The sequence below is a fragment of the Marinobacter sp. genome, assembly GCF_033722735.1.
Lineage (GTDB): Bacteria > Pseudomonadota > Gammaproteobacteria > Pseudomonadales > Oleiphilaceae > Marinobacter.
The window spans coordinates 47,054-68,039 of sequence record NZ_JAWVYN010000003.1; the positions used below are offsets into that span (position 1 = coordinate 47,054).

20 protein-coding genes are annotated in these 20,986 nt (G+C 63.0%); 12 read left to right on the forward strand and 8 right to left on the reverse strand.

Going from position 1 to position 20,986, the window contains the following annotated elements:
* Positions 1-45: 45 nt before the first annotated feature.
* Complete coding sequence (locus R3175_RS03725) at positions 46-1,314, forward strand: ammonium transporter (protein ID WP_318942523.1); 1,269 nt, start codon at positions 46-48, stop codon at positions 1,312-1,314.
* A 67-nt stretch (positions 1,315-1,381) separates the two neighbouring features.
* Here the strand turns inward: R3175_RS03725 and R3175_RS03730 are convergent, their stop codons facing one another.
* Together R3175_RS03730 and speE are read right to left on the reverse strand one after the other, a co-directional pair.
* Positions 1,382-1,576 carry a DUF6316 family protein gene (locus R3175_RS03730; RefSeq protein WP_318942524.1) on the reverse strand — a complete coding sequence of 65 codons (195 nt, stop codon included), beginning with the start codon at positions 1,574-1,576 and terminating at the stop codon, positions 1,382-1,384.
* Between the two features lie 196 nt (positions 1,577-1,772).
* Positions 1,773-2,633, reverse strand: a complete 861-nt coding sequence (gene speE, locus R3175_RS03735; protein ID WP_318942525.1) for a polyamine aminopropyltransferase — start codon at positions 2,631-2,633, stop codon at positions 1,773-1,775.
* Positions 2,634-2,836: 203 nt separating this feature from the next.
* Here speE and speA point away from each other — a divergent pair, with 203 nt between their 5' ends.
* Entirely contained in the window at positions 2,837-4,744 is a 1,908-nt protein-coding gene (speA, locus tag R3175_RS03740) for a biosynthetic arginine decarboxylase (RefSeq protein WP_318942526.1), read from the forward strand.
* Positions 4,745-4,750: 6 nt separating this feature from the next.
* Here the strand turns inward: speA and R3175_RS03745 are convergent, their stop codons facing one another.
* Entirely contained in the window at positions 4,751-5,788 is a 1,038-nt protein-coding gene (locus R3175_RS03745; RefSeq protein ID WP_318942527.1) for an AraC family transcriptional regulator, read from the reverse strand.
* A gap of 215 nt (positions 5,789-6,003) precedes the next feature.
* Here R3175_RS03745 and R3175_RS03750 point away from each other — a divergent pair, with 215 nt between their 5' ends.
* From R3175_RS03750 to R3175_RS03765, 4 genes are all read left to right on the forward strand, one after another.
* Entirely contained in the window at positions 6,004-6,651 is a 648-nt protein-coding gene (locus R3175_RS03750; RefSeq protein WP_318942528.1) for a sigma-70 family RNA polymerase sigma factor, read from the forward strand.
* Positions 6,648-7,286: a ChrR family anti-sigma-E factor gene (locus R3175_RS03755; RefSeq protein ID WP_318942529.1), complete on the forward strand. Its 639-nt coding sequence runs from the start codon at positions 6,648-6,650 to the stop codon at positions 7,284-7,286. Before R3175_RS03750 ends, R3175_RS03755 begins: the two co-directional genes overlap by 4 nt.
* A 319-nt stretch (positions 7,287-7,605) precedes the next feature.
* Positions 7,606-8,406, forward strand: a complete 801-nt coding sequence (tcdA, locus tag R3175_RS03760) for a tRNA cyclic N6-threonylcarbamoyladenosine(37) synthase TcdA (protein WP_318942530.1) — start codon at positions 7,606-7,608, stop codon at positions 8,404-8,406.
* A gap of 63 nt (positions 8,407-8,469) precedes the next feature.
* Complete coding sequence (locus R3175_RS03765) at positions 8,470-10,314, forward strand: sodium:proton antiporter (RefSeq protein ID WP_318942531.1); 1,845 nt, start codon at positions 8,470-8,472, stop codon at positions 10,312-10,314.
* A gap of 18 nt (positions 10,315-10,332) precedes the next feature.
* On the opposite strand, the gene R3175_RS03770 is transcribed toward R3175_RS03765, so the two are convergent.
* Genes R3175_RS03770 through R3175_RS03780 form a run of 3 tightly spaced genes read right to left on the reverse strand, consistent with a single transcriptional unit; the run spans position 10,333 to position 12,952 of the window.
* Positions 10,333-11,322: an NADP-dependent oxidoreductase gene (locus R3175_RS03770; protein WP_318942532.1), complete on the reverse strand. Its 990-nt coding sequence runs from the start codon at positions 11,320-11,322 to the stop codon at positions 10,333-10,335.
* Between the two features lie 47 nt (positions 11,323-11,369).
* Complete coding sequence (locus tag R3175_RS03775) at positions 11,370-11,867, reverse strand: acyl-CoA thioesterase (protein WP_318942533.1); 498 nt, start codon at positions 11,865-11,867, stop codon at positions 11,370-11,372.
* On the reverse strand, positions 11,864-12,952 hold the full coding sequence (locus R3175_RS03780) for an SMP-30/gluconolactonase/LRE family protein (RefSeq protein ID WP_413231722.1): 1,089 nt from the start codon (positions 12,950-12,952) through the stop codon (positions 11,864-11,866). Before R3175_RS03780 ends, R3175_RS03775 begins: the two co-directional genes overlap by 4 nt.
* A gap of 158 nt (positions 12,953-13,110) precedes the next feature.
* Here R3175_RS03780 and R3175_RS03785 point away from each other — a divergent pair, with 158 nt between their 5' ends.
* Positions 13,111-13,251 carry a hypothetical protein gene (locus R3175_RS03785; RefSeq protein WP_318942535.1) on the forward strand — a complete coding sequence of 47 codons (141 nt, stop codon included), beginning with the start codon at positions 13,111-13,113 and terminating at the stop codon, positions 13,249-13,251.
* Positions 13,252-13,263: 12 nt separating this feature from the next.
* On the opposite strand, the gene R3175_RS03790 is transcribed toward R3175_RS03785, so the two are convergent.
* Positions 13,264-14,052 carry an alpha/beta fold hydrolase gene (locus tag R3175_RS03790; RefSeq protein WP_318942536.1) on the reverse strand — a complete coding sequence of 263 codons (789 nt, stop codon included), beginning with the start codon at positions 14,050-14,052 and terminating at the stop codon, positions 13,264-13,266.
* Positions 14,053-14,438: 386 nt separating this feature from the next.
* Here R3175_RS03790 and R3175_RS03795 point away from each other — a divergent pair, with 386 nt between their 5' ends.
* From R3175_RS03795 to R3175_RS03815, 5 genes are all read left to right on the forward strand, one after another.
* On the forward strand, positions 14,439-14,879 hold the full coding sequence (locus tag R3175_RS03795) for a hypothetical protein (RefSeq protein ID WP_318942537.1): 441 nt from the start codon (positions 14,439-14,441) through the stop codon (positions 14,877-14,879).
* Between the two features lie 312 nt (positions 14,880-15,191).
* A complete protein-coding gene (locus tag R3175_RS03800; RefSeq protein WP_318942538.1) occupies positions 15,192-16,244 on the forward strand; it encodes an AraC family transcriptional regulator in 1,053 nt (350 codons plus the stop codon).
* The gene (cls, locus tag R3175_RS03805) at positions 16,241-17,674 is read left to right on the forward strand and encodes a cardiolipin synthase (RefSeq protein WP_318942539.1); all 1,434 of its coding nucleotides are present in this window, start codon (positions 16,241-16,243) and stop codon (positions 17,672-17,674) included. Before R3175_RS03800 ends, cls begins: the two co-directional genes overlap by 4 nt.
* A 61-nt stretch (positions 17,675-17,735) precedes the next feature.
* Positions 17,736-18,422: a GntR family transcriptional regulator gene (locus tag R3175_RS03810; RefSeq protein ID WP_318942540.1), complete on the forward strand. Its 687-nt coding sequence runs from the start codon at positions 17,736-17,738 to the stop codon at positions 18,420-18,422.
* Positions 18,409-18,783: a hypothetical protein gene (locus tag R3175_RS03815; protein WP_318942541.1), complete on the forward strand. Its 375-nt coding sequence runs from the start codon at positions 18,409-18,411 to the stop codon at positions 18,781-18,783. The genes R3175_RS03810 and R3175_RS03815 overlap by 14 nt, the downstream gene beginning before the upstream one ends.
* 7 nt (positions 18,784-18,790) lie before the next feature.
* On the opposite strand, the gene R3175_RS03820 is transcribed toward R3175_RS03815, so the two are convergent.
* Complete coding sequence (locus tag R3175_RS03820) at positions 18,791-20,971, reverse strand: patatin-like phospholipase family protein (protein ID WP_318942542.1); 2,181 nt, start codon at positions 20,969-20,971, stop codon at positions 18,791-18,793.
* Positions 20,972-20,986 lie beyond the last annotated feature (15 nt).

Below are 20,986 nucleotides of genomic sequence, written 5' to 3' on the forward strand. Positions count from 1 at the left end.
GCAAAAAACCAACTACCTGAAAAAGCCTCGTGCGGAGGGCTTCCTATGGAAAGCAATATTTTTCACCTGCAGTACGCAATAGATACCTTTTATTTTCTTGTATGCGGCGCATTAGTCATGTGGATGGCTGCCGGGTTCGCCATGCTCGAAGCCGGTCTGGTGCGTGCCAAGAACACCACCGAGATTCTGACCAAGAACGTCGCACTGTTTGCCGTGGCCTGTACCATGTACCTGGTTTGCGGCTACGCGATCATGTATGGCGGTAACCTCTTCCTGTCCGGCATGGGCGAGGTTGACGTTGCCGGCGTCCTCGGCGACTTCGCCGGCCGTGAAGACGGCTTCGAAGGCGGCTCCGTCTACTCCGGTGCCTCCGACTTCTTCTTCCAGGTTGTGTTCGTAGCCACTGCCATGTCCATCGTGTCCGGTGCCGTGGCCGAGCGGATGAAGCTGTGGGCCTTCCTGCTGTTCGCCGTGGTCATGACCGGCTTTATCTACCCGATGGAAGGTGCCTGGACCTGGGGCGGTGCCTCCGTGTTCGGCCTGTACACCCTGGGTGACCTGGGCTTCAGTGACTTCGCCGGTTCCGGCATCGTACACATGGCCGGTGCGGCTGCCGCCCTGGCGGGTGTCCTGCTGCTGGGTGCCCGTAAAGGCAAGTACGGCGCCAACGGTGAGATCCGCGCCATCCCGGGCGCCAACCTGCCGCTGGCAACACTCGGTACCTTCATCCTGTGGATGGGCTGGTTCGGCTTCAACGGCGGTTCCGTGCTGAAACTGGGCGACATCGCCAGTGCTCACTCCGTCGCCATGGTATTCTTGAACACCAACGCTGCGGCAGCCGGTGGCGCCATCGCGGCCCTGATCATGGCTCGCCTGATGTTCGGCAAGGCCGATATCACCATGCTGCTGAACGGTGCCCTGGCCGGTCTGGTGGTGATCACTGCTGAGCCGTCCACGCCGAGCGCGCTGACCGCGACCCTGTTTGGTGCCCTGGGCGGTGTGCTGGTGGTACTGAGCATTGTCACCATGGACAAGCTGCGGATCGACGATCCGGTCGGTGCGATCTCCGTCCACGGTGTGTGTGGTCTGCTGGGCCTGCTGCTGGTTCCGGTCACCAACGACGGTTCCAGCTTCTCCGGCCAGATCATCGGCGCCATCACCATCTTCGTCTGGGTCTTCGTGGCCAGCCTGATTGTCTGGGGCATCATCAAAGCGGTGATCGGCCTGCGGGTCAGCGAGGAAGACGAGTACGAGGGCGTGGATCTGTCCGAGTGCGGTATGGAAGCCTATCCGGAGTTCGTCAGCACCAAGTAAGACTGACCCTGGATACAGCAAGGGCGCCCCACCGGGCGCCCTTTTTTTGTCGGTCTGGCTCGTGCGGTCAGACCGACTGATTGTAAAGCATATCTTCGGCGTGGCGGAGATACAGCTTCAGGTCATTCCCCGCCTCCTCCATCGAATCAAAGGGCCCTTCCACCGTGCCCTCGCGTGTCTGGTAATACCACTGGCCGTTGACCGAGGTAAACCGGTCACAGCGGAACCAATGTTTCTGTTCTTCTCCAACCCGCACATCCATAGAGCATACCTCGCGCTCAAATCTCGAACTGACCGCTCAAAAAACGACCACCCCAATGCCGAGTCTAGGCAAGAACCAGCCCGGCTCGCAGTGACAACCCCCAATATTTCACAATGTTTGACACAGCGGTGTAGCACTCGGTGCGGGAATCAGCCCCCGCGGCCGGATCACCGCGGGCAGGCTGGCGGAAGGGCGCTCAGTCCTCCAGAAGATCCCGCATGAATTGCGGCTGGGCCAGGGCGGCGTGATGGGTGGCTTCGTTGTAATAGCGGGTCACGAAAGGACGCTCCGCCGCATCCGCCTCCCGGAAATATAGCAAGGGGTTATCCTTGCTGCCCATGGTGCAGCTCCACCAGCCAGTGGGGTAGACCGGTTGCGGGAACGGCAGTGTCAGTACGTGTCCCAGCCCGGCCTTCTTCATGTCGGAGTGAATGCCGCGGATGATGGTGTCGGTATGCAGCAGCGGCGATTCACTCTGTTGCACCACGATGCCGCCATCCCTCAGGGCCAGCATGCAGTCGCGGTAGAAATCGAGCGCGAAAAGCCCCTCCGCCGGCCCCACCGGATCGGTGCTGTCGATGATGATCACATCGACGCTGTTGGGTTCGATGTCCCGCATCCACTGCACGCCGTCACCAAAGAAGAAGTTGGCCCGCGGATCGCCATTGGACTCGCACAGTTCCGGGAAATACTTCTCGGAAAGCTTGGTGACCCGCTCATCGATCTCCACCTGCCAGGCCTCTTCCACACCCGGGTGCTTGAGCACTTCTTTCAGGGTGCCGCAGTCACCGCCGCCGACAATCACCACCTTCTTCGGGTGTTTGTGGGTAAACAGGGCCGGATGGGTCATCATCTCGTGGTACAGGAAATTGTCGCGACTGGTGAGCATGACACAGCCGTCCAGCACCATCAGGTTGCCGAAGGTGTCGGTTTCGTAGATTTCCAGCTTCTGGAACTCGCTCTGTTCCTCGTGCAGTTTGCCGCGCACCTTGAGCGAAAACGCGGTGCCTTCATTCTGGAACACCTCCGTAAACCAACCTTCATTCAGTGTGGTCATGCCTGATCTCCAATTGTCAGTGGCCGGCCCGCGTTTCGGACCGTTATATTGCGGTATTGTAGGTGCCCTCGCGCCGGAGCTAAAGCACGGTTTGACGGTATAATTTAGCGGCCACCATCTTTCAGGGGCGGGCCGGAACCCCTACAATGGCGCCATCGCGCCGGCACCCGGTCGGCGTCGTCCAGACAGCAGGTAGCCACGCCATGACAGACGTTCCCTCCAATCATGCCAAAGCGGTCTATAACATCGCTCACTGGAGCGATGGCTACATCGATGTCGACGCCCGCGGGGATGTGCTGATCCGCCCCGACCGGGGTGTCAGCGAGGGTGCCATCAACCTGCCGGAACTGGCCCGTAAGCTGGTGGATCAGGGCACCCAGTTGCCGGTGCTGGTACGCTTTGCCGACATTCTCCACGACCGGGTCAACCAGCTTTGCCAGGCGTTCAACCGCGTCGCCGACGAACAGGGCTACCAGGGGCGTTACACCGCGGTTTACCCCATCAAGGTCAATCAGCAGCGCCGGGTGGTCGAGGAACTGATCCGGGCGGAACCGGCCGCCTCGCAGCAGCAGATCGGTCTCGAGGCGGGCAGCAAGCCGGAGCTGATGGCGGTGCTCGCCCTGTGCCGTCCCGGATCGGTGATCGTGTGCAACGGCTACAAGGATCGCGAGTACATCCGGCTGGCGCTGATCGGTCAGGCTCTGGGCCACCGGGTCTTCATTGTGGTGGAGAAGCCGTCGGAGCTGCCGCTGATCCTGGCGGAGTCCCGCCGCCTGGCGGTCCAGCCGCTGATCGGGGTACGGGCACGGCTGGCCACCATCGGCAAGGGCAACTGGCAGAATACCGGTGGCGAGAAATCGAAGTTCGGTCTGTCCGCCAGTCAGGTGCTGGAGGTGCGCGACACCCTGGCCCGGGCCGGCGCGCTGGCGTCGTTGCAGTTGCTGCACTTCCACCTGGGCTCCCAGATCGCCAACATCCGCGACATCCAGACCGGGCTGCGGGAATGCGCCCGCTTCTACAGCGAACTGCGCCAGCTGGGCGCGCCCATCGACACGGTGGACATCGGCGGCGGCCTCGGGGTCGATTACGAAGGCACCCGGACCCGCAGCAGTTGCTCGATGAACTACAGCATCGAGGAATACGCCTACAACGTCATCCATACCCTGCAGGCCGAGTGCGACCGGCTGGGCATTCCCCATCCGGACCTGATCAGCGAATCCGGTCGCGCCCTCACCGCGCACCATGCGGTGCTGATCACCAACGTGATCGACTGCGAGCAGGCGGAACGCGGCACCCCCTCGCCGCCAGCCGATAACGCGCCAGCCCCGCTGCACGACCTGTGGCGGGACCTGACCAGTTTGGAGGATGAGCGATCCGACCGCTCGCGGGTGGAGATCTTCCACGACGTGCTGCACGCGATGAGTGATGTCCATGCCCAGTTCGCCCATGGTCTGCTGTCGCTGAGCCACCGTGCCGAAGCCGAACGCACCTACGCCGCCTGCTGCCGCCTGCTGCAGCAGCAGCTCAACGGCGCCAACCGGGCCCACCGGGAAATCATCGATGAGCTCAACGAGAAGCTGGCGGACAAGCTGTTCGTGAATTTCTCCCTGTTCCAGTCCCTGCCCGATGTCTGGGGAATCGACCAGATCTTCCCGGTGCTGCCCATCAGCGGCCTGGACCGCCCGCTGGACCGGCGTGCCGTCATCCAGGACATCACCTGCGATTCCGATGGCCGCATCGACCGGTACGTGGACGGTCAGGGCATCGAGTCCACCCTGCCGCTGCCGGCGGCGGATCCGGACCAGCCGATGCTGATCGGCTTCTTCATGACCGGCGCCTACCAGGAGATCCTGGGGGATATGCACAACCTGTTTGGCGATACTCACTCGGTGGATGTCCGCCGGGGCAACAACCACGACTATCAGATCAGTGAAACCATTGCCGGCGATACGGTGGAGAAGATCCTGCGTTATGTGAACTTCGAACCGGCGAGCCTGCTGCAGGCCTACCGCAAGAAGTTCGCCCACAGCGCCTTGCCCGCCGCGACCCAGGAATCGTTGCTGGCGGAACTGGAAAGTGGCCTGTACGGCTACACCTATCTGGAGGAATAGGGCGGCTTACCGACGGGCAGCCCGGTAGGCGGACGGTGACACCCCTTCCCACTTGCGGAAGGCCCGCCCGAAATTCGAGGGGTCGCTGTAACCCAGGCGATAGGCAATGTCGTCAATGCCCAGGCCACTGGCAACCAACAGCTCCCGCGCCCGCTCGTGCCGAACCCGGTCCTGCAAGGCCTGGAACTTCATGCCCTCGGCGCTGAGCTGGCGCCGCAGGGTCCGCGCCGACACACCGAGGCGTTCCGACACCTCCTCCAGCCCCGGCAACCGGCCCGCTTGCACCGACCGCAGTAGCTGCTCGACCCGCCCGACCGCCGAGAAGCGGGACTCCAGGTGCCGCCGCTCCACCTCGCATTGCTCCTCGGCCACCCGACGGGCCACCGGATTCGACAGCGCCAGCGGCAGCGTCAGGAACTCCTTGCGGAACCGGAGTTGATTGGCGCCCTGGGAAAACCGCACGGCTTCGCCAAACAGGGCCTGGTAGGCCTCGTGGTGATCCGGTCGGGGGTAGCTGAGCCGACATTCCCCGCCGTCCAGCAACCGGGTACCGAACAGCAGCAGGTTGACGTCCATGATCGAGGCCATCACCACCTCGACATTGAACACGTGCAGGTCCTGAAGATCGTGCTGAACCTGCAGCTCGAGCACCGCATCACGGCCCTCGGTATAGAAGGTCAGATCCATGTAGCCGAAGCGGATGCGGAAATACTTGATCAGGACCTTCAGCCCTTCTTCGATGGTGTCGCTGCTGATGGCGGCCTGGGACAGCGCACCGTGGGTGGTGAACTTGAGCCGGCGACCGTACTCGAGCCCCAGGGCGGGCTCGGCGCTGAGCTTCAGGGCAGCCCGGTTCAGCGCCACAAACTGCTTCACGGTGATCATGTTGTCCGGGTGGCCCAGAACCGACGGCCGGATCTCGGCCTCGGCAAGCAGGGCGAGTGGGCTCACACCTTTTTCCTCCACCAGCTGGCAGAGAATATCGGCGTAGTGCGCCTTGATCAGTGGCAGATCAGCTTTCAGTTCGGATGGGTACGTCGACATCCTGCAGTCCGGGAGACAAACCAGCTTTCAGAGTAGTTGCCACGGCGGCAACGGGCAATCACCCCACTGCCTCGACATCCCCGCCGCCAGAGCCAGTCTTCAGGTGTCGCCGCCTGAAATCCGGCACTGGTGTGAATCCGGAACCGCATCCGGTTCGTATAGCCATGGAGTGATTCAGAATCCCCTTGACTGACACACCCAGGACGGATGCTAGAATGATGTCTCCAACTGTTACCCCAAACGCCAGTCGCAAGGAGCGTCCAGTGCCGACACTGGATCGGCCGTCACATTCGGCGGAACGAGGAAAAGACCCCTGGAGCCAGCTTCTGGATAAAGTTGGCAAGCATCAGGATCGCCAGGCGTTTCAGGCCCTGTTTGAGCATTTTGGGCCCCAAATCAAATACTACGCCATCGCCAATGGCCTGGCTCATCAGGCGGAGGAGTTGGTGCAGGAGGTGTTCGTGTCCATCTGGCGGCGTTCCTCCCTGTACGACTGGCGCAAGGCGGCCGCCTCCACCTGGATTTTCACCATCGCGCGGAACCAGCGAGTCGACCTGCTGCGCAAGCAACGCCGCACCAGCCGGGAAATGGCGATGGAAACCGAGGATCTCTGGCAGATTCCCGGCGAACAGGAGAACGAGCCGGTCAGCTCGCTGCACCGGCTGTTGTCCGAACGGCGAATTCGCGATTCGCTCAAGGACCTGCCGGAAGAGCAGGTGACGGTCATTGCCAAGGTGTACATGGAGCACAAATCTCACCAGATGGTGGCCGATGAGCTGAACATCCCGCTGGGCACCGTCAAGAGCCGGGTTCGCCTGGCCCTGAAGAAACTGAAAGTACTGCTGCAGGATCAGACTCCATGAACTCGCACCACCCTGACACCCTGTTGTTGATGGAGTACAGCGCCGGCAACCTGAGCGAGCCCCACGCTCTGTGTCTCCGCCTCCACCTGGACCACTGTGCCTATTGTCGCAGCCGGGTCGACACGCTGGACAGCCTGGGCGCGGTGATGCTGGAACAGCAGGCAGCCGTTCCGGTCAATGAGGGCACGTTTGACTCGATCCTGGCGCGTATCGACGAGAACCCGGCACCGGCCGGTCGACCGCCACAGCCGGTCCGCAGCCCGCTGCATAAGTTGCTGGGGGCGGACGACTTGCGCACCCTGCCCTGGAAAAAGCAGCTGCCGGGTGTCAGCGTGTTCGACATCACCGAGCTGTTTCCGGGCCAGCCGGACCGGGTCATCCTGCAAAAGCTGGCGGCCGGCGGCAAGGCGCCAACCCACACCCACCGGGGCACCGAAACCACCCTGGTCCTGCAGGGCGCGTTCGCCGATTACCAGGGTGTCTTCAATCAGTGGGATTTCGTGGTGCTGGATGACTCCCACGTCCACAAGCCGGTGGCCGTGGGCAACGAGGACTGCATCTCCCTGTCGGTGCTCACCGCGCCGCTGCGGCTCACCGGCACCTTCGCCCGGCTGCTCAATCCGTTCATCCGCTGAAACGCCCCCACTGGCCCGTGGCCGGAAATGACCGCAACTTGTCAGTTTCTGACCTTCAACCCACAGCGGGAATCGGAGATACTTCTTTCCGTTGATTAGTGTCTCTGAACTAGTCCAGCTCAACTCCCCGTCGGGTTGAGCAATCTTGCTTTTAGCCACGCTTTTGCGTGGCTTTTTTCGTTCTGCCCCTCGATCGCACGCGCCCGCCCCCGATAGAGTACTCTCCGGCTCTGCGGTACAATCCCGCCGTCGGTATCCTGTTGGCGCGATTCGCCGCCAGAGAGACACCTGTCACATCCCCGCAAGCGTGAGGCATGGCATGACCGCGGATGATTACAGCTATCGGTTTGGCGGCATTGAGCGGCTGTATGGGCGACGGGCCCTGAGCGCCTTCCGGCAGGCCCACATCGTGGTTGTCGGCCTCGGTGGCGTGGGCTCCTGGGCGGCGGAGGCCCTGGCCCGCTCTGGCATCGGCACCCTGACCCTGGTGGATATGGACGACATCTGCGTGTCCAACACCAACCGGCAGTCCCATGCCCTGACCGGCCAGTACGGCCGCACCAAGACCGATGCCCTGGCCGAGCGCCTGCAGGCCATCAACCCCCATGCCCACATCGAGCCCCACTTCGGCTTCCTGACCCCGAACAATGTCGACGCGCTGATCGGTCACGACCTGACCGGCGTGATCGATGCCATCGACAGTGTGAAAGCCAAGGCCGCCCTGATCTCCCACTGCCGGCGCCGCAAGCTTCCCCTGGTGTGCGCCGGCGGCGCGGGCGGCCAGATGGACCCCACCCAGATCCAGGTGGCCGATCTCAGTCGAACCACCCAGGATCCCTTGCTGGCCAAGGTTCGCAACCTGTTACGCCGCGAGTATGGGTTCTCCCGCAACCCCAAGCGCCGCTTCGGCATTGAGGCGGTGTATTCACTGGAGCAGCTCACCTACCCGGCGGCGGACGGCGAGGTGTGCCTGCAGAAGCCAGACACCAGCGGACCGGTACGGCTGGACTGCGCCACCGGCTTCGGCGCCGCCAGCCCGGTCACCGCCAGCTTCGGGTTCGTCGCCGCGTCCCGCCTGCTGAACCGCATTGCAAGGCGGGCCCAGCTTAGCGATAGTTAGGGAGCCCCGGACAACGCCTCAGGAAGGCTCGCGCTCATACAACCACAAGGGAACCGGTCCTCTATGACCCCCAGCACTGTTATGCTTCTCGCCAGCATCGGCGTGCTCTCACTGTTTTGCCAATGGCTGGCCTGGCGGGTGCGCATGCCGGCCATTCTGTTCCTGCTGGCCGGCGGGATCGCCGCCGGGCCGCTGCTGGGCTGGCTGGACCCGCAACCACTGTTCGGCGACCTGCTGTTCCCGCTGATTTCGCTGGCGGTGGCGGTGATCCTGTTCGAAGGCAGCCTGACCCTCCGCTACCAGGAGATCAAGGGGCACGGCAAGATGGTGCGCAACCTGGTCCCCGTCGGGTCCATTGTCACCTGCCTCATCGGCACCCTGGCTGCCCACTGGGCCCTGGATCTGCCCTGGCAGGTGGCCCTGCTGTTCGGGGCCATTTCCATCGTCACCGGCCCGACCGTGATCGTGCCCCTGCTGCGTTCGGTGCGGCCCACCGCCAAGCTGGCCAACATCCTGCGCTGGGAAGGCATCGTCATCGATCCGGTGGGTGCCCTGCTGGCGGTACTGGTGTTCGAAGGCATCGTGTCCTGGGGCCAGGGCAACGTCTTCGGTCACTCCCTGTTCATCTTCGGCAAGACCCTGGCGGTGGGCTTTCTGATCGGCGCCGTGGCAGGCTGGATGAACGGTGTCGCCCTGCGCAAGCACCTGCTGCCGCAGTACCTGCACAACGCCGGTACCCTGACCTTCATGCTGGGGGTTTACGCCCTGTCCAACGAACTGGCCCACGAATCGGGTCTGCTGACGGTGACCGTCATGGGCATCTGGATGGCCAACATGCGCCAGGTGCCCATCGACAGCATCCTGGAGTTCAAGGAATCCCTCAGCGTGCTGCTGATTTCCGCGCTGTTCATCATCCTCGCCGCCCGCATCGAGTTTGCCTCCATTGCCAGCCTTGGCTGGGGACTGGTGATCGTGCTGGCGGCGCTGATTCTGCTGGCCCGGCCCTTGAGCATCTTCCTGTCGGCGGTTGGCACCAACCTGAACTGGCGGGAGAAGCTGTTCCTGAGCTGGATTGCCCCCCGGGGCATAGTGGCAGCAGCGGTGTCGGCGCTGTTTGCCTTTCAGCTCCAGAAGCTGAACTATGCCAGTGCCGAAACCCTGGTACCGCTGGTGTTCATGGTGATCATTGCCACCGTGACCCTGCAGAGCCTCACCGCGCGGCCGGTGGCGCAACTGCTCCGGGTCGCGGAACCGGCCAGCTTCGGCTTCCTGATCCTGGGCGCCAATCAGGTGGCCCGCCAGATTGGCCGGGCGCTGCAAAAACACGACGTGCCGGTGATGCTCACCGACACCAACTGGGAAAACGTGCGCCAGGCCCGCATGGACAACCTGCAGGTGTATTTCGGCAACCCGGTGTCCGAGCATGCCAGCACCCATCTGGACTTTACCGGCCTGGGCAACCTGCTGGTGATCTCCCCCTACAAGCACATGAACTCGCTGGCCACCTATCACTTCCTGGATTGGTTCGGTAAGGACAGTGTCTATACCCTGTCCGAGGGCGATCAGGACCAGCAGGCCCGTCACCAGACCGCCGAGAAAATCCAGCGCACCCGTGGACTGTTTGGCGACATCAGCTACGCCAAGCTGGCCAGCCTGGTGAGCCGGGGGTATTCGGTGAAGACCACCCAGCTCAGCGAAGCCTTTTCCTATCAGGCTTTTCAGGAGCAGTACGAGTTTCAGGCCATTGTGCTGTTTGTGATCGACGGACGGGAACGGATACGACCGGTCACCACCGGCATGGAACTGAAACCCGAGAAAGGCTCGGTCCTGATCAGCCTGGTGCCGCCACAGCCGCCGAAAGAACGCAAAGAGAAGGAGACCGGCAGCGAATCGGCCGCCGCCGGCTAGTGTGGAGGGAGCGCCGGGTCAGCCGGCGCGGCAATCCAGCACCAGCTTGCCGCGAACGTGGCCGGCCTCCAGGGTCCGCTGGGCGTCGGCGGCCGCAGCGAGTGGAAATGCCTGGTCGATGTGGACCTTGACGTCGCCGTCCTCGATCAGCTCGGCAATTTCTTCCAGGTGGAACACTTCCGGCCGCACCGTCATGCCGTGGGCCCGCAGTCCCATGCCCTCGGCGGCGGAAATGATGTCGTCGGCGGTCACCGTGGGAATGGTCACCAGCACCCCGTGTTCACTGAGGGTGTGCAGGGAGCGGCGGCCGGTCTCCCCCCCCACCAGATCGAGCACCACATCCAGGCCATAGCACTCGTCGACAACGTCGGTCTGGGTGTAGTCGATCACTTCGTGCACCCCCAGACCGTCCAGGAAATCCTTGTGGCGGGCCGAGGCCGTGGTGATCACATGCGCGCCCCGTACCAGCGCAAACTGAATCGCAAAATGACCGACGCCGCCGGCACCGGCGTGGATCAGAATCTTCTGCCCGGGTTCGAGTTCGGCCACCTCAAACAGGGCCTGCCAGGCGGTTAACGCCGCCAGCGGCACGGCGCCCGCCGCCAGCAAGTCGAGCTCCTCCGGCACGATGGCCACGTCGTCGGCCTGGATCAGGACGTACTGGGCATAACCTCCGCCGTCGGAGGGAAAGCCCACCATCCCCATCACCCGGTCTCCCTGCGCCAAGGTGCGCACGCCTTCCCCCAACGCCACCACTTCACCGGCCATGTCGTAGCCCGGCGTCCAGGGCAGGCGGTGCTCAATCTGGCGGGCGGCAAAGCCCAGGCCCTTGCGGGTTTTCCAGTCGATGGGGTTGACGCCGGCGCCGGCGACGCGGACACACACCTGCCCAGGTCCCGGCCGGGGCACCGAGGCCTGTACCAACTGAAGCTGGTCGGCCTCGCCGAACCGTTCGTAGACGATGCGCTGCATCGTGCCGGTTTCGCTATGCACGGCCTGGTTCTCCATGACGGTCTCCCGGTAGATGGCGTTCAGAAGGGGCTCCAATTTCCAGCCTAGCAGATAATTCGGCCGCCGCTGGCCAACCCGGCCAAGCCCTTGCCTCCGGCCACCAGGGCATTTGCCAGGATCTCGCCGTATTCCTTGGGGACCCGGGAGGGCCGCTGGGTCTTGAGATCGACACAGGCGTGGGTGGACAGCGCCCGCACCAGGGTCTTGCCGTCACTGGCCCGCACCAGCTGAAACTGGCGCGCGGAGCGGAAACGGCCATCGAAAGCGGTCAGCCAGGTGCCAAGCACCAGCCGGTCACCGGCGTTGGCCGAGGCCAGGTAATCGATCTCCGTCCGGGTGATGGCCATGGCCTTGCCGGTGGCCTCGTGGCGCTCCCAGGTCATGCCCAGACGCTCAATATGGGCCCAACTGATCTCTTCCAGCCAGCGCACATACACCACATTGTTGGCGTGGCCGAGCCGGTCGGTATCTTCCGGAGTCACCTCGATGGTGAGGGTGAACGGATCCGGCAGATCCCAGTCTATCTCCGCTACCTGCGTCATTCGCCGAATTCTCCAAGCCCAGGAATGGACCGCAACGCTAGCCGACCGATACGGTCATTGTGAAGTGAACCAAAGTATAGGTAACCGTCAACGGGATTGACCGAGGTAATCTCCTTGAGGTGGCTCCCCTTGGGGTCGTGCAGGCTGGTGATGAACTGCCCCTGGTCATCCAGGGCCACCACCAGGCCATAGGGCTCCGGCTTTGGCTGGAGCCCCTCCGGCAGCTTCGCCACCAGGTCCTTCAACCAGGGGTGGTGGTGCAGGCTATCGATACGATCGTTGCGCAGCGATGGCAGGGCCACCCAGTAACGACCCTCGCCATCCACCGCCAGGTTGTCCGGGAAGCCGGGCAGGTTGTCGGCAAACACCTCGGCGCGCCCGGCCTCACGACCGGTGATCCAGAAGCGCAGGATTCGGTATTTCCAGGTTTCGTTGACCAGGACATAACGGCCATCCGGTGATACCGCCACCCCGTTGGCAAAGTGCAGGTTGCCCAACAGCACCTCGGTCTTGCCGGTGGCGGGATCGTAACGCAGCAGACGGCCATGGGGCCGCATTTCCAGCAGATCCAGCTTGTAATCCGGCTGCTCGAAGCGGGAACTGGCATCGGTGAAATAGATGCGGCCATCCGGCGCAATGTCGACGTCGTCGGTGAAACGGAACGGCAGGCCTTCGGCTTCCCGGGTCAGGACCTCGATCGTGCCATCGGGGGCAATGGCCAACAGGCCCTTCCAGGCATCGGCCACAATCAGCCGCCCGGCCTTGTCGAACACCATCCCGAGGGGGCGACCGCCGGTTTCCAGCCACTCCTCCACCCGACCATCGGGCCAGACACGGACAATCTTGCCATCCTGGGTGCCGGCATAGACACGCCCCTGGGCGTCTACGGTGGTATCTTCCGGACCGTACACCTGGCCCCTGGCGAGCAGGTCGGCCAGGCGCAGGTGCTGGTTGGGGGACAACGGACCGGTCAGTGCCGGCGGGGGCGGCGGGGTCCAGGCCTGGCTGTCCACTGGTGACGGCGACAGCAGGAAGCCCCCCAGTACCAGAAACACCGCCAGTAGCCCAATCATTAGCCATTTCATAAGTCGTTTCATTCCCTTAGCCGGTTTCGCGTTCACAGCCGTGCAACCCTAGCGCGGGGCAATCAGCGCCTCGGTTGCAGGGAGGCCGGGGCTCGAGTATAGTCGCTGATCACTTTTTGACCGGCCCGTGCCAACCAGCCACTCTGACGGAGCAGCCCATGCTGTACGAACTCACCTCTCCCCTGTTTACCCTGGCCGCCTTGATGGTCATGGGTGGCGTAGTCTACAGCGCCAAGACATTTTTCGATCGCAAGCTGGCGGAGCTCGAGTGCCCCGGCGATGTCGAGGCGGAAATCTGAAGTCAGCCTGTTTCAGCCTGCCAGGAATTGGCGACTCAGCGCCGCAAAGGTGTCAGGCTTCTGGGCGTGCAGCCAATGATCGGTGCCGGTGATCACCTTCAGGCTGGCGTTGGGGAAGAGTCGTGCCACCTCGTTACGGTGTTTTTCCTGGATGTAGGCTGAATCCTCACCCTTGAGGAACAGTACCGGCCCGCCAAAGGCGTCGGTTGCTTCCGGCGCCTGGGCCAGCTTGTCGTAGCACTGCTGGATCACCGGCAGGTTCAGCCGCCAGCGGAACACGCCGGCGCCAGTGCGCTCCTGCTCCGGAATCCGCTGCAGATTGGTCAGCAGGAAACTGCGGATGGCGGCGGTATCCACATACGCCGCCAGCGCCTCATCGGCCTGCTGGCGGGAGGTAATCCGGTCCAGGTCGAGACTGCTCAGCCCTTCCAGGATAGCATCGTGGCGGGGCTTATAGGTCACCGGCGCGATGTCCGCCACCACCACCCGATCGATGCGCTCCGGCGCCAGCAACGCCAGCTGCATGGCCACCTTGCCACCCATCGAATGACCCAGCAGCGAGGCCCGCTCCAGCCCCTGATCATCCATATAGCCGAGCACATCCCGAGCCATGGAAGGGTAGTCCATGGTATCGGTATGGGGCGAACGGCCATGGTTGCGCTGGTCCAGGGCATGAATCTGGAAATGGTCCTGCAGGCGCTGGGCCACCCCGCCGAGATTCTCCATCGAACCGAACAGCCCATGGAGCAGTACCAGCGGTTGCCCCGTCCCACTGATTCGATGGCGCAATCGGACCTTCATGCTTTATCCTCTTCGTTGTATAAGTCAAAAACTGCCGTGTAAACGGCCAGTTAGGTAATACTAAACTCTGCTCAGCCGAATTTGGGCCGACTGTCTCCGAACCGGCGAACAGCGTCGCATTTTGTGGAGTTCATCGCGCACGAACGGTTTGATGAACGATACATTAGCATTAGAGATCGATGCCACCCACAGTCGGTGTTATTTCAGCGCTGTGTACTCCGGGAGCCTCTGAATCACTCCGGAACACCCCTGGCTTTCAGCGCCATTTCCAGTCCAGGCGCGACTTTTCAGGAATACCGGGACCGTTCAAAAAGTCGCAACACAGAGGCGAGACGGAGTGAGCCAGAGGCTCCCTAATTCATCAACAATAACAGGACACTAACCTCATGCCCCAAGCGAAACACAACGAACGTCGGACACTGCGCAGAATGCCTGCGGCCAACCTCGCTCTGGAGTGGCGGCCCCGGAAAGGCCTGTTTGGACGCTTTCGGCAAGCCTCCGCATTCGATTTCACCCGCCAGGGCGTATCGATGGTGGTGGATGACCAGACCCGCCTGAAGGAAGGCGACAGCCTGGAACTGCGGGCCCAGCTCTCGATGGAGGCGGGTGAACTCAACGTGGATAAGGTGATCGCCGAGGTCCGCAACCTGCGGCGCGGCGAACAGGACCAAAGGATTGCCGGCCTGCGGTTCGACTTCAGCGCCAGTCGCACCATGAAATCCGAACAGTTACTGGCTCAACTGGGCCGGATCGAGGGCATTCTTGAGCGGAGTGAGAAACTGCGGTTGCGGATGCAACCGTTGGAGGCCTTCACCGACGGCCACTGACCCGAACAAACAAAAGGCCGGTTACCCGGCCTTTTCCGATCTGTTACTGCCATCGCCCCGTCAACAAAAGAACATGCTGTTCAGGTACTCGGCCAGCGCTCGGCAGTTCTCATATTCCTGCTCGTTGTGGGGAACAAAGATTGTGTTTTCCATACAGACCACCTCCTTCTGTTGATTGTGTACTGCTGTGTCTCTAACTGTTGGTCTAATGCTATCGTTAAAGCGGTGACAAACCCTTGACAGGTTGTCTCAGACACTTGACATTTCGTAACAGGATTACGGAACCCACCCGCTTTGGCAGGACCCGTGACGGTGGCAACACAGCAAGAGGTAACCCCGACTGCAGCGCCCATGGTGGCCGCGTCCAGTGCGTTGGCGCTGGTGCACTACCTGCAACGGCATACGGAAGGCGACAAGACCCGGCTGGAGCAGCTGCTGGGCCTGTCCCTGGCGCAACTGGACGGCCCGGACCAGCGGGTGCCCGCAGAGTCCTACTACCGGTTGTGGTCTTACGCCGAACAACTCACCGGCGATCCCGCGGTGGGCCTTCACGCCGGTGAAACCGTGGATCCCGAGAGCATGGGGCTGGTTGGTCACGTCTTTTTCAACTGCGACACCCTGGGTGACGCCATCAGCCAATACGTCCGCCTGCACCGGCTGATCAACGAGACCATCGCCCTCAGCTTCGAACAGACCGAGGACCAGGCCATCCTGACTTGGCAGCCGGACAGCCCGGACCATTATTGTCGGCAGGACATGGACCGTACCCTGGCTTCCGCCATCACCCGCACCCGGCACTTCATCTTTCCCGACTTTGCCGTGGAGTGGGTTGAGCTGGCCCATCCACGACCCGAGTACGCCGACGAGTACCGGCGCCTGTTCGGCGGCGAGGTCCTGTTCGGTGCCACCACCACCCGGGTCGGTTTCAGCAGCCGCCACCTCAGTCGGCCGATTCCCCGGCGCAACCCTTACGTCTATTCCGCGGTGCTCAAGCAGGTCAACACCATCCTCGCCCGCTGGCAACCGCAACGCAGTTTCAGCCGCAAGGTTCGCCGCCTGGTGGCACACCAGATGGCCACCGACCGGGTCAATGCCGACAGCCTCGCCCAGCAGTGCCACATGAGCCGCCAGACCCTGTACCGGCGACTCAAACGCGAAGGCGTCAGCTTCCACGAATTGGTGGAGCAGGTGCGCAAGAACAAGGCCCTGCGCTACGTCGCCGGTGAGCAGTATTCCCTGGGCGAGATCGCGTTCCTGCTCGGGTTCTCCGAGCTCAGTGCCTTCAGCCGCGCCTTCAAACGCTGGACCGGCATGGCCCCGGCCCAGTTTCGTGCCCAGCATCACCACCGGGATACCCGCCCGTGACCGAAGAGCTGTCGTTCATTGCGTTGGCCGTTGCCAGCCTCTATGCCGCCGCCCTGCTGTGCGTCTACCGCATCCTGCTGACCTACCGCACCGCCCAGGGCGCCATCGCCTGGATCATTGCCCTGCTGGGGCTGCATTACCTGGCGGTGCCGCTGTTCCTGTTCTTTGGCCGCAACCGGTTCTCCGGCTACGTGCGGGCGCGCCGGCTGGAGGACAAATCGCTGCAACCGCTGCTCAATCGCTTCGAGCAGCAGACCGCCACCCTGGTCGCACCGGAACAGGCACACGCCGACCGGGACCTGCAGGTTCTGTGTCGACTGGCGCGGCAACCCTTTACTGGCGGTAACCGCTGCTCTGTGCTGAGGGATGGCGAGGCCACCTTCCAGGCCCTGTTCGACGCGATGGAGAACGCCCGGCACTATATCCTGCTGGAGTTTTACATCGTGCGCTCCGACCGCATCGGCCAGCGCATCAAGACCATTCTCCTGCGCAAACTGGCCCAGGGGGTCAGGGTCTGGTTCCTCTACGACGACATCGGCAGCGTGTGGCTGCCACGCAACTACCTCAAAGAGTTGAGTGCCGCAGGTGCCCAGGTTGCCTCCTTCGGCGATGGCAATATCCGTCGCCGCCGTTTCCAGATCAATTTCCGCAACCACCGCAAGCTGTTGGTGTGCGATGGCAGCGTGGGCTTCGTCGGCGGCATCAACCTGGGCGATGAATACCTGGGACGGGCGATGGACCAGGAACCCTGGCGGGACACCCACTGCCGTATCGAAGGACCCGCGGTTCTGGGTCTGCAGCTGGCCTGGCTGGAAGACTGGAACTGGGCCAGCAACCGGACCCCGATCCTGGACTGGTCGCCCGGCTCATCCGTCGAAGGCAACCAGGAAGCACTGATCTTGCCCACCGGTCCGGCGGACCCCCACGAAACCTGCACCCTGTTCTTCCTGAACTGCATCAACAATGCCCGCCAGCGGATCTGGATTGCGTCGCCCTACTTCGTGCCGGATTTCCAGATAATCAATGCATTGCAGCTGGCAGCGCTGAGAGGGGTGGATGTGCGCATCCTGATTCCGGAGAAGTCCGACAGCTGGCTGGTTCGGCTGGCCACCTTTTCCTACCTGGTGCAGGCCAACCGGGCCGGCATTGGCATTTACCAGTACCAGCCGGGCTTCATGCACCAGAAGGTGGTACTGGTGGATGACCGCTATGCCGCCATCGGTACCGCCAACCTGGACAATCGCTCGATGCGACTGAATTTCGAGATTACCGCCCTGTCCACCGCCCCCGCCTTTGTCGGCGCCGTGTCGGATATGCTGGCCGAGGACCTCAACAGCTGCCGGCTGATGAGCGCGCGGGATTACCGCGACCGTTCACTGCTGTTTCGCCTGTGCTGTCGGGCGGCCCGCCTGCTGGCACCCATCCTGTAACCGTTTTCCCCGTTGGCCAGATGTGAGACCATGAGCGACATTTGAACGCACACCCAACCCGATGACCGATTTCAAGCCTCGAGAACCCCTGACCGAACAGGTAGCCCGCCATCTGGAGAACCAGATTGCCTTCGGCCAGCTCAAATCTGGCGAGCGGATTTACGAAAGCACCATGGCGCGACAGCTGGACGTCAGCCACGGTTCCATCCGGGAGGGGTTGCTACTGCTTGAAAAACGGCACCTGGTGCAGAACATTCCCCGCAAAGGCGCGTTTGTGACCCGGCTGGACGCCTTCTTTGTCCGTAGCCTGTACGAGGTCATGGTACTTTACCTCGGCCACACCGGGCGCAAGCTGGTCCGGGCCTGGCAACCGGCCGACATGGATCGCCTGGAATCCCTGTACACTCAGATGCGAGACGCCCATCGGCGAAACGACCTGACGCAGTTCCTCGATCTGGGCATCGAATACACCCAGGCGTCCCTGGCCTATGCCGATAACCACTTCATCGTCTCAGCCATTGAAAACCTCTGGCCCTCTGCCAAGCGCTGCGCCTTTGTGGCGTTCCAACAGGGCGGCCATGACACCCTGAGCGACAATCTGGCGTACATGCGGGCTTCCATCGACGCCATCCGCCAGCGGGATGAGACCCAGTTGTGCCGCATTCTTGAAGGCTACGCCCAGCAACAGTGCGTCAAAGTGATCGCCTGTATCGAGGCAACGGAAACGGACTACCATGCTTCACCCTGATCGATGCCGAATGCTCGCCACCCTCGGCCTGATGGCGCTGCTGAGCGCCTGCGCCAGCACGCCCTGGAGTTCAGCGCCACCGCAGAACGAAGAGCTCTCGCAACCCAGCGCCTCCGAGCTGGGACAGCGACCACAGCCGCCCTGCGCCTGGAGTCAGGTGCGAGGGGTCGCCAAGCTTGTGTCACTGGGACAGGCCCCGGACCGAAGCCGGGCCACCTGGCAGTTCTTTCCCGGCGACGACATCCTGTTTCACCCCGCCCCGCCGGGCAGTCAGGTGGGTGACGAGTTCAAGGCACTGCTGCGACGGCCGTTGAACGGGGTCTGTCGCGAGCCGGAGCTGTACCTGGTCGCGCCCCTGTGACGGCGGCTCAATCGAACAGCCGGCCCAGGTAATAACCGATGGTGAGATAGACCGACCAGCGGTGGTCGTCGTTGTAGGCACCGGTCAACTGCACCGGCCCCAGAAAGGTATCGACGCCGGCAAACACACTGTACGCGTGAAGCAGCTCTCGCCAGCGGGCATCACCGATGCTCTGCCAGGCGTTGCCGATCTCCGCCCCGCCACCGGCATAGAAGGGGACCAACGGCCCGCCGAATTCACGATAACCGAACAGCGAGGCAACGGCAGCATCCGGCCCGACAACTTCGCCACGGCCATAGGCAGTGAGCCGCCGGAATCCGCCGAGGATGACAAAATCGTCGACGTCCGCCTCGCCCCGGGTCACCACATCGGCATAGAGGCTGGCCAGGAATCGGTACTGCTCCCAGGGTGCCGCCCCGGACACCATCAACGTCGCCCGGTCATAGTGACGCTCCGCCCCCAGGCCCGGGCGTTCGAACTGCCCCTTCAGGCCGACGAAGGCACCGTCCCCCGGCAACAGCGGATCGTCCAGGGAGTCATGCACTAACTGCAGTTCCCAGCCCCCACGGTGCCGACGGCGACTGGTCCCCAGCGCCTGACTGACCAGCCCATCCAGGGTGCTGAAGCCCCGGTACAGACCACCCCGGAGCTCAGTATTCGGCGACAGGTTGCCGCCCAGCGCCAGATCGAGCTGACGGCGTTTGACCTCCGCCTCCACCAGGCGGGCGCCGTTGTCGAAGACATCGAATTCCTCCTTCTCGAACTCGGCACCGATCACCGCGAACTCGTCGAAATCGAAGCCCAGGGGCTGGAACCACTCGGTACGCACATAAGGTTCGGTACCGATCTGGACCCCGGTCAACCATTCACCGCCCAGGCGGTTCAATTCGGTCATCCGGATGGCAGCGGATACGTTGAAGGAGGCATCGTTATTGAAGTTTTCTTCATAGCCCAGACCGAAACTCAGGTAGTTTGGCCCCCAGCTTTTTTCCCTCGCTCGAACCTGCAGCACGGTGCCCTGCTCTGCTGGCAGCAAGTCGTAGGTCACAGTTTCATGGTATCCCAGGCCGTAGAGACGCTTGAGGTCCTCTTCCAGCAGCGGCACGTCCAGCGGTTGATCCAGCGGTTGCCGGATACGCGACAGGATGAAATCTTCGGACATGCGGGTCGATGGGTGCACCTGGACCTCGGTAATGGGGCCAGCCCGAAATGGCCGCCGGGCACGGCGTGCCTGATAGGCGCCCCAGAGTCCGTCGTTCACCGCCAGTGGATACAGCTCGACGGCGTGGTTGCGGGCCGCGGTGGCCCCTATCTCGATCAGCACCGGGGCCTCGTAGAAATCCGCCGCGCTCAGCCCCTCGAGATCCGGACTGATCAGGACGTCGTGTTCCGACAGCCGGGCCAACTGATCCAGCACATTGTCCCGGGTCAACAGAGTGGTGAGCTGCCCCACCACAGAAAAGGCTTCGCGCAGGCTGTCTCCGCTGGCCAGGGGGTCGGAGATATCCACGGCGATGACCACTTCGGCCCCCATGGCCTGGACCACGCTGATCGGAATGTTGTTGGCGATGCCACCATCCACCAGCAGCCGTCCGTCCCGCTCCACCGGCGCATAGACGGCGGGAATGCTCATGCTGGCACGAATGGCCTCGGCCAGGCTGCCCTCGCCAATCACCACCGCCTCGCCGGTTTCCAGATCGGTGGCCACGGCGCGGTAGGGGATCGAGAGCCGGTCAAAGTCCCGCACCAGGGCCGCCTCCCGGGTGAGTTCGTTGAGGGTAAAACCGAGGTTCTGGCCGGAAATCAGGCCACGGCCGACGTGGACACCCTCCAAGCCCACGCCGATACCCGGGGTCACCGGAAACCGCCAGTCCTGCTGTTTGCGGCGCACCGGCAGATAGGTGCGCCCCGGGGTGTCCTGAAAACTGCGCAACCAGTCCATCTCGATGAACCGCTGCTCGATCTCGTCCACCGGCATCCCCAGCGCATACATGGCCGCCACCGCCGACCCGGCGCTGGTACCCGCGATGAAGTCGACGGGCACCTGGATTTCCTCCAGCACCCGCAACACACCCACGTGGGCCAGCCCCTTGGCACCACCGCCACTGAGCACCACCCCCACCTTGGGGCGGGAGGCAGGCTCGCCGGGGGCCGCCAGCGCCTGGGCGACCAAGGCCCAGCCGGCCAACAGGCAGCACCAGAG

Coding starts and splice junctions, on each gene's coding strand:
- R3175_RS03725 (WP_318942523.1), top strand. CDS start 46: ATGGAAAGCAATATTTTTCACCTGCAGTACGCAATAGATACCTTTTAT.
- R3175_RS03730 (WP_318942524.1), bottom strand. CDS start 1,576: ATGGATGTGCGGGTTGGAGAAGAACAGAAACATTGGTTCCGCTGTGAC.
- speE (WP_318942525.1), bottom strand. CDS start 2,633: ATGACCACACTGAATGAAGGTTGGTTTACGGAGGTGTTCCAGAATGAA.
- speA (WP_318942526.1), top strand. CDS start 2,837: ATGACAGACGTTCCCTCCAATCATGCCAAAGCGGTCTATAACATCGCT.
- R3175_RS03745 (WP_318942527.1), bottom strand. CDS start 5,788: ATGTCGACGTACCCATCCGAACTGAAAGCTGATCTGCCACTGATCAAG.
- R3175_RS03750 (WP_318942528.1), top strand. CDS start 6,004: ATGATGTCTCCAACTGTTACCCCAAACGCCAGTCGCAAGGAGCGTCCA.
- R3175_RS03755 (WP_318942529.1), top strand. CDS start 6,648: ATGAACTCGCACCACCCTGACACCCTGTTGTTGATGGAGTACAGCGCC.
- tcdA (WP_318942530.1), top strand. CDS start 7,606: ATGACCGCGGATGATTACAGCTATCGGTTTGGCGGCATTGAGCGGCTG.
- R3175_RS03765 (WP_318942531.1), top strand. CDS start 8,470: ATGACCCCCAGCACTGTTATGCTTCTCGCCAGCATCGGCGTGCTCTCA.
- R3175_RS03770 (WP_318942532.1), bottom strand. CDS start 11,322: ATGGAGAACCAGGCCGTGCATAGCGAAACCGGCACGATGCAGCGCATC.
- R3175_RS03775 (WP_318942533.1), bottom strand. CDS start 11,867: ATGACGCAGGTAGCGGAGATAGACTGGGATCTGCCGGATCCGTTCACC.
- R3175_RS03780 (WP_413231722.1), bottom strand. CDS start 12,952: ATGAAATGGCTAATGATTGGGCTACTGGCGGTGTTTCTGGTACTGGGG.
- R3175_RS03785 (WP_318942535.1), top strand. CDS start 13,111: ATGCTGTACGAACTCACCTCTCCCCTGTTTACCCTGGCCGCCTTGATG.
- R3175_RS03790 (WP_318942536.1), bottom strand. CDS start 14,052: ATGAAGGTCCGATTGCGCCATCGAATCAGTGGGACGGGGCAACCGCTG.
- R3175_RS03795 (WP_318942537.1), top strand. CDS start 14,439: ATGCCCCAAGCGAAACACAACGAACGTCGGACACTGCGCAGAATGCCT.
- R3175_RS03810 (WP_318942540.1), top strand. CDS start 17,736: ATGACCGATTTCAAGCCTCGAGAACCCCTGACCGAACAGGTAGCCCGC.
- R3175_RS03815 (WP_318942541.1), top strand. CDS start 18,409: ATGCTTCACCCTGATCGATGCCGAATGCTCGCCACCCTCGGCCTGATG.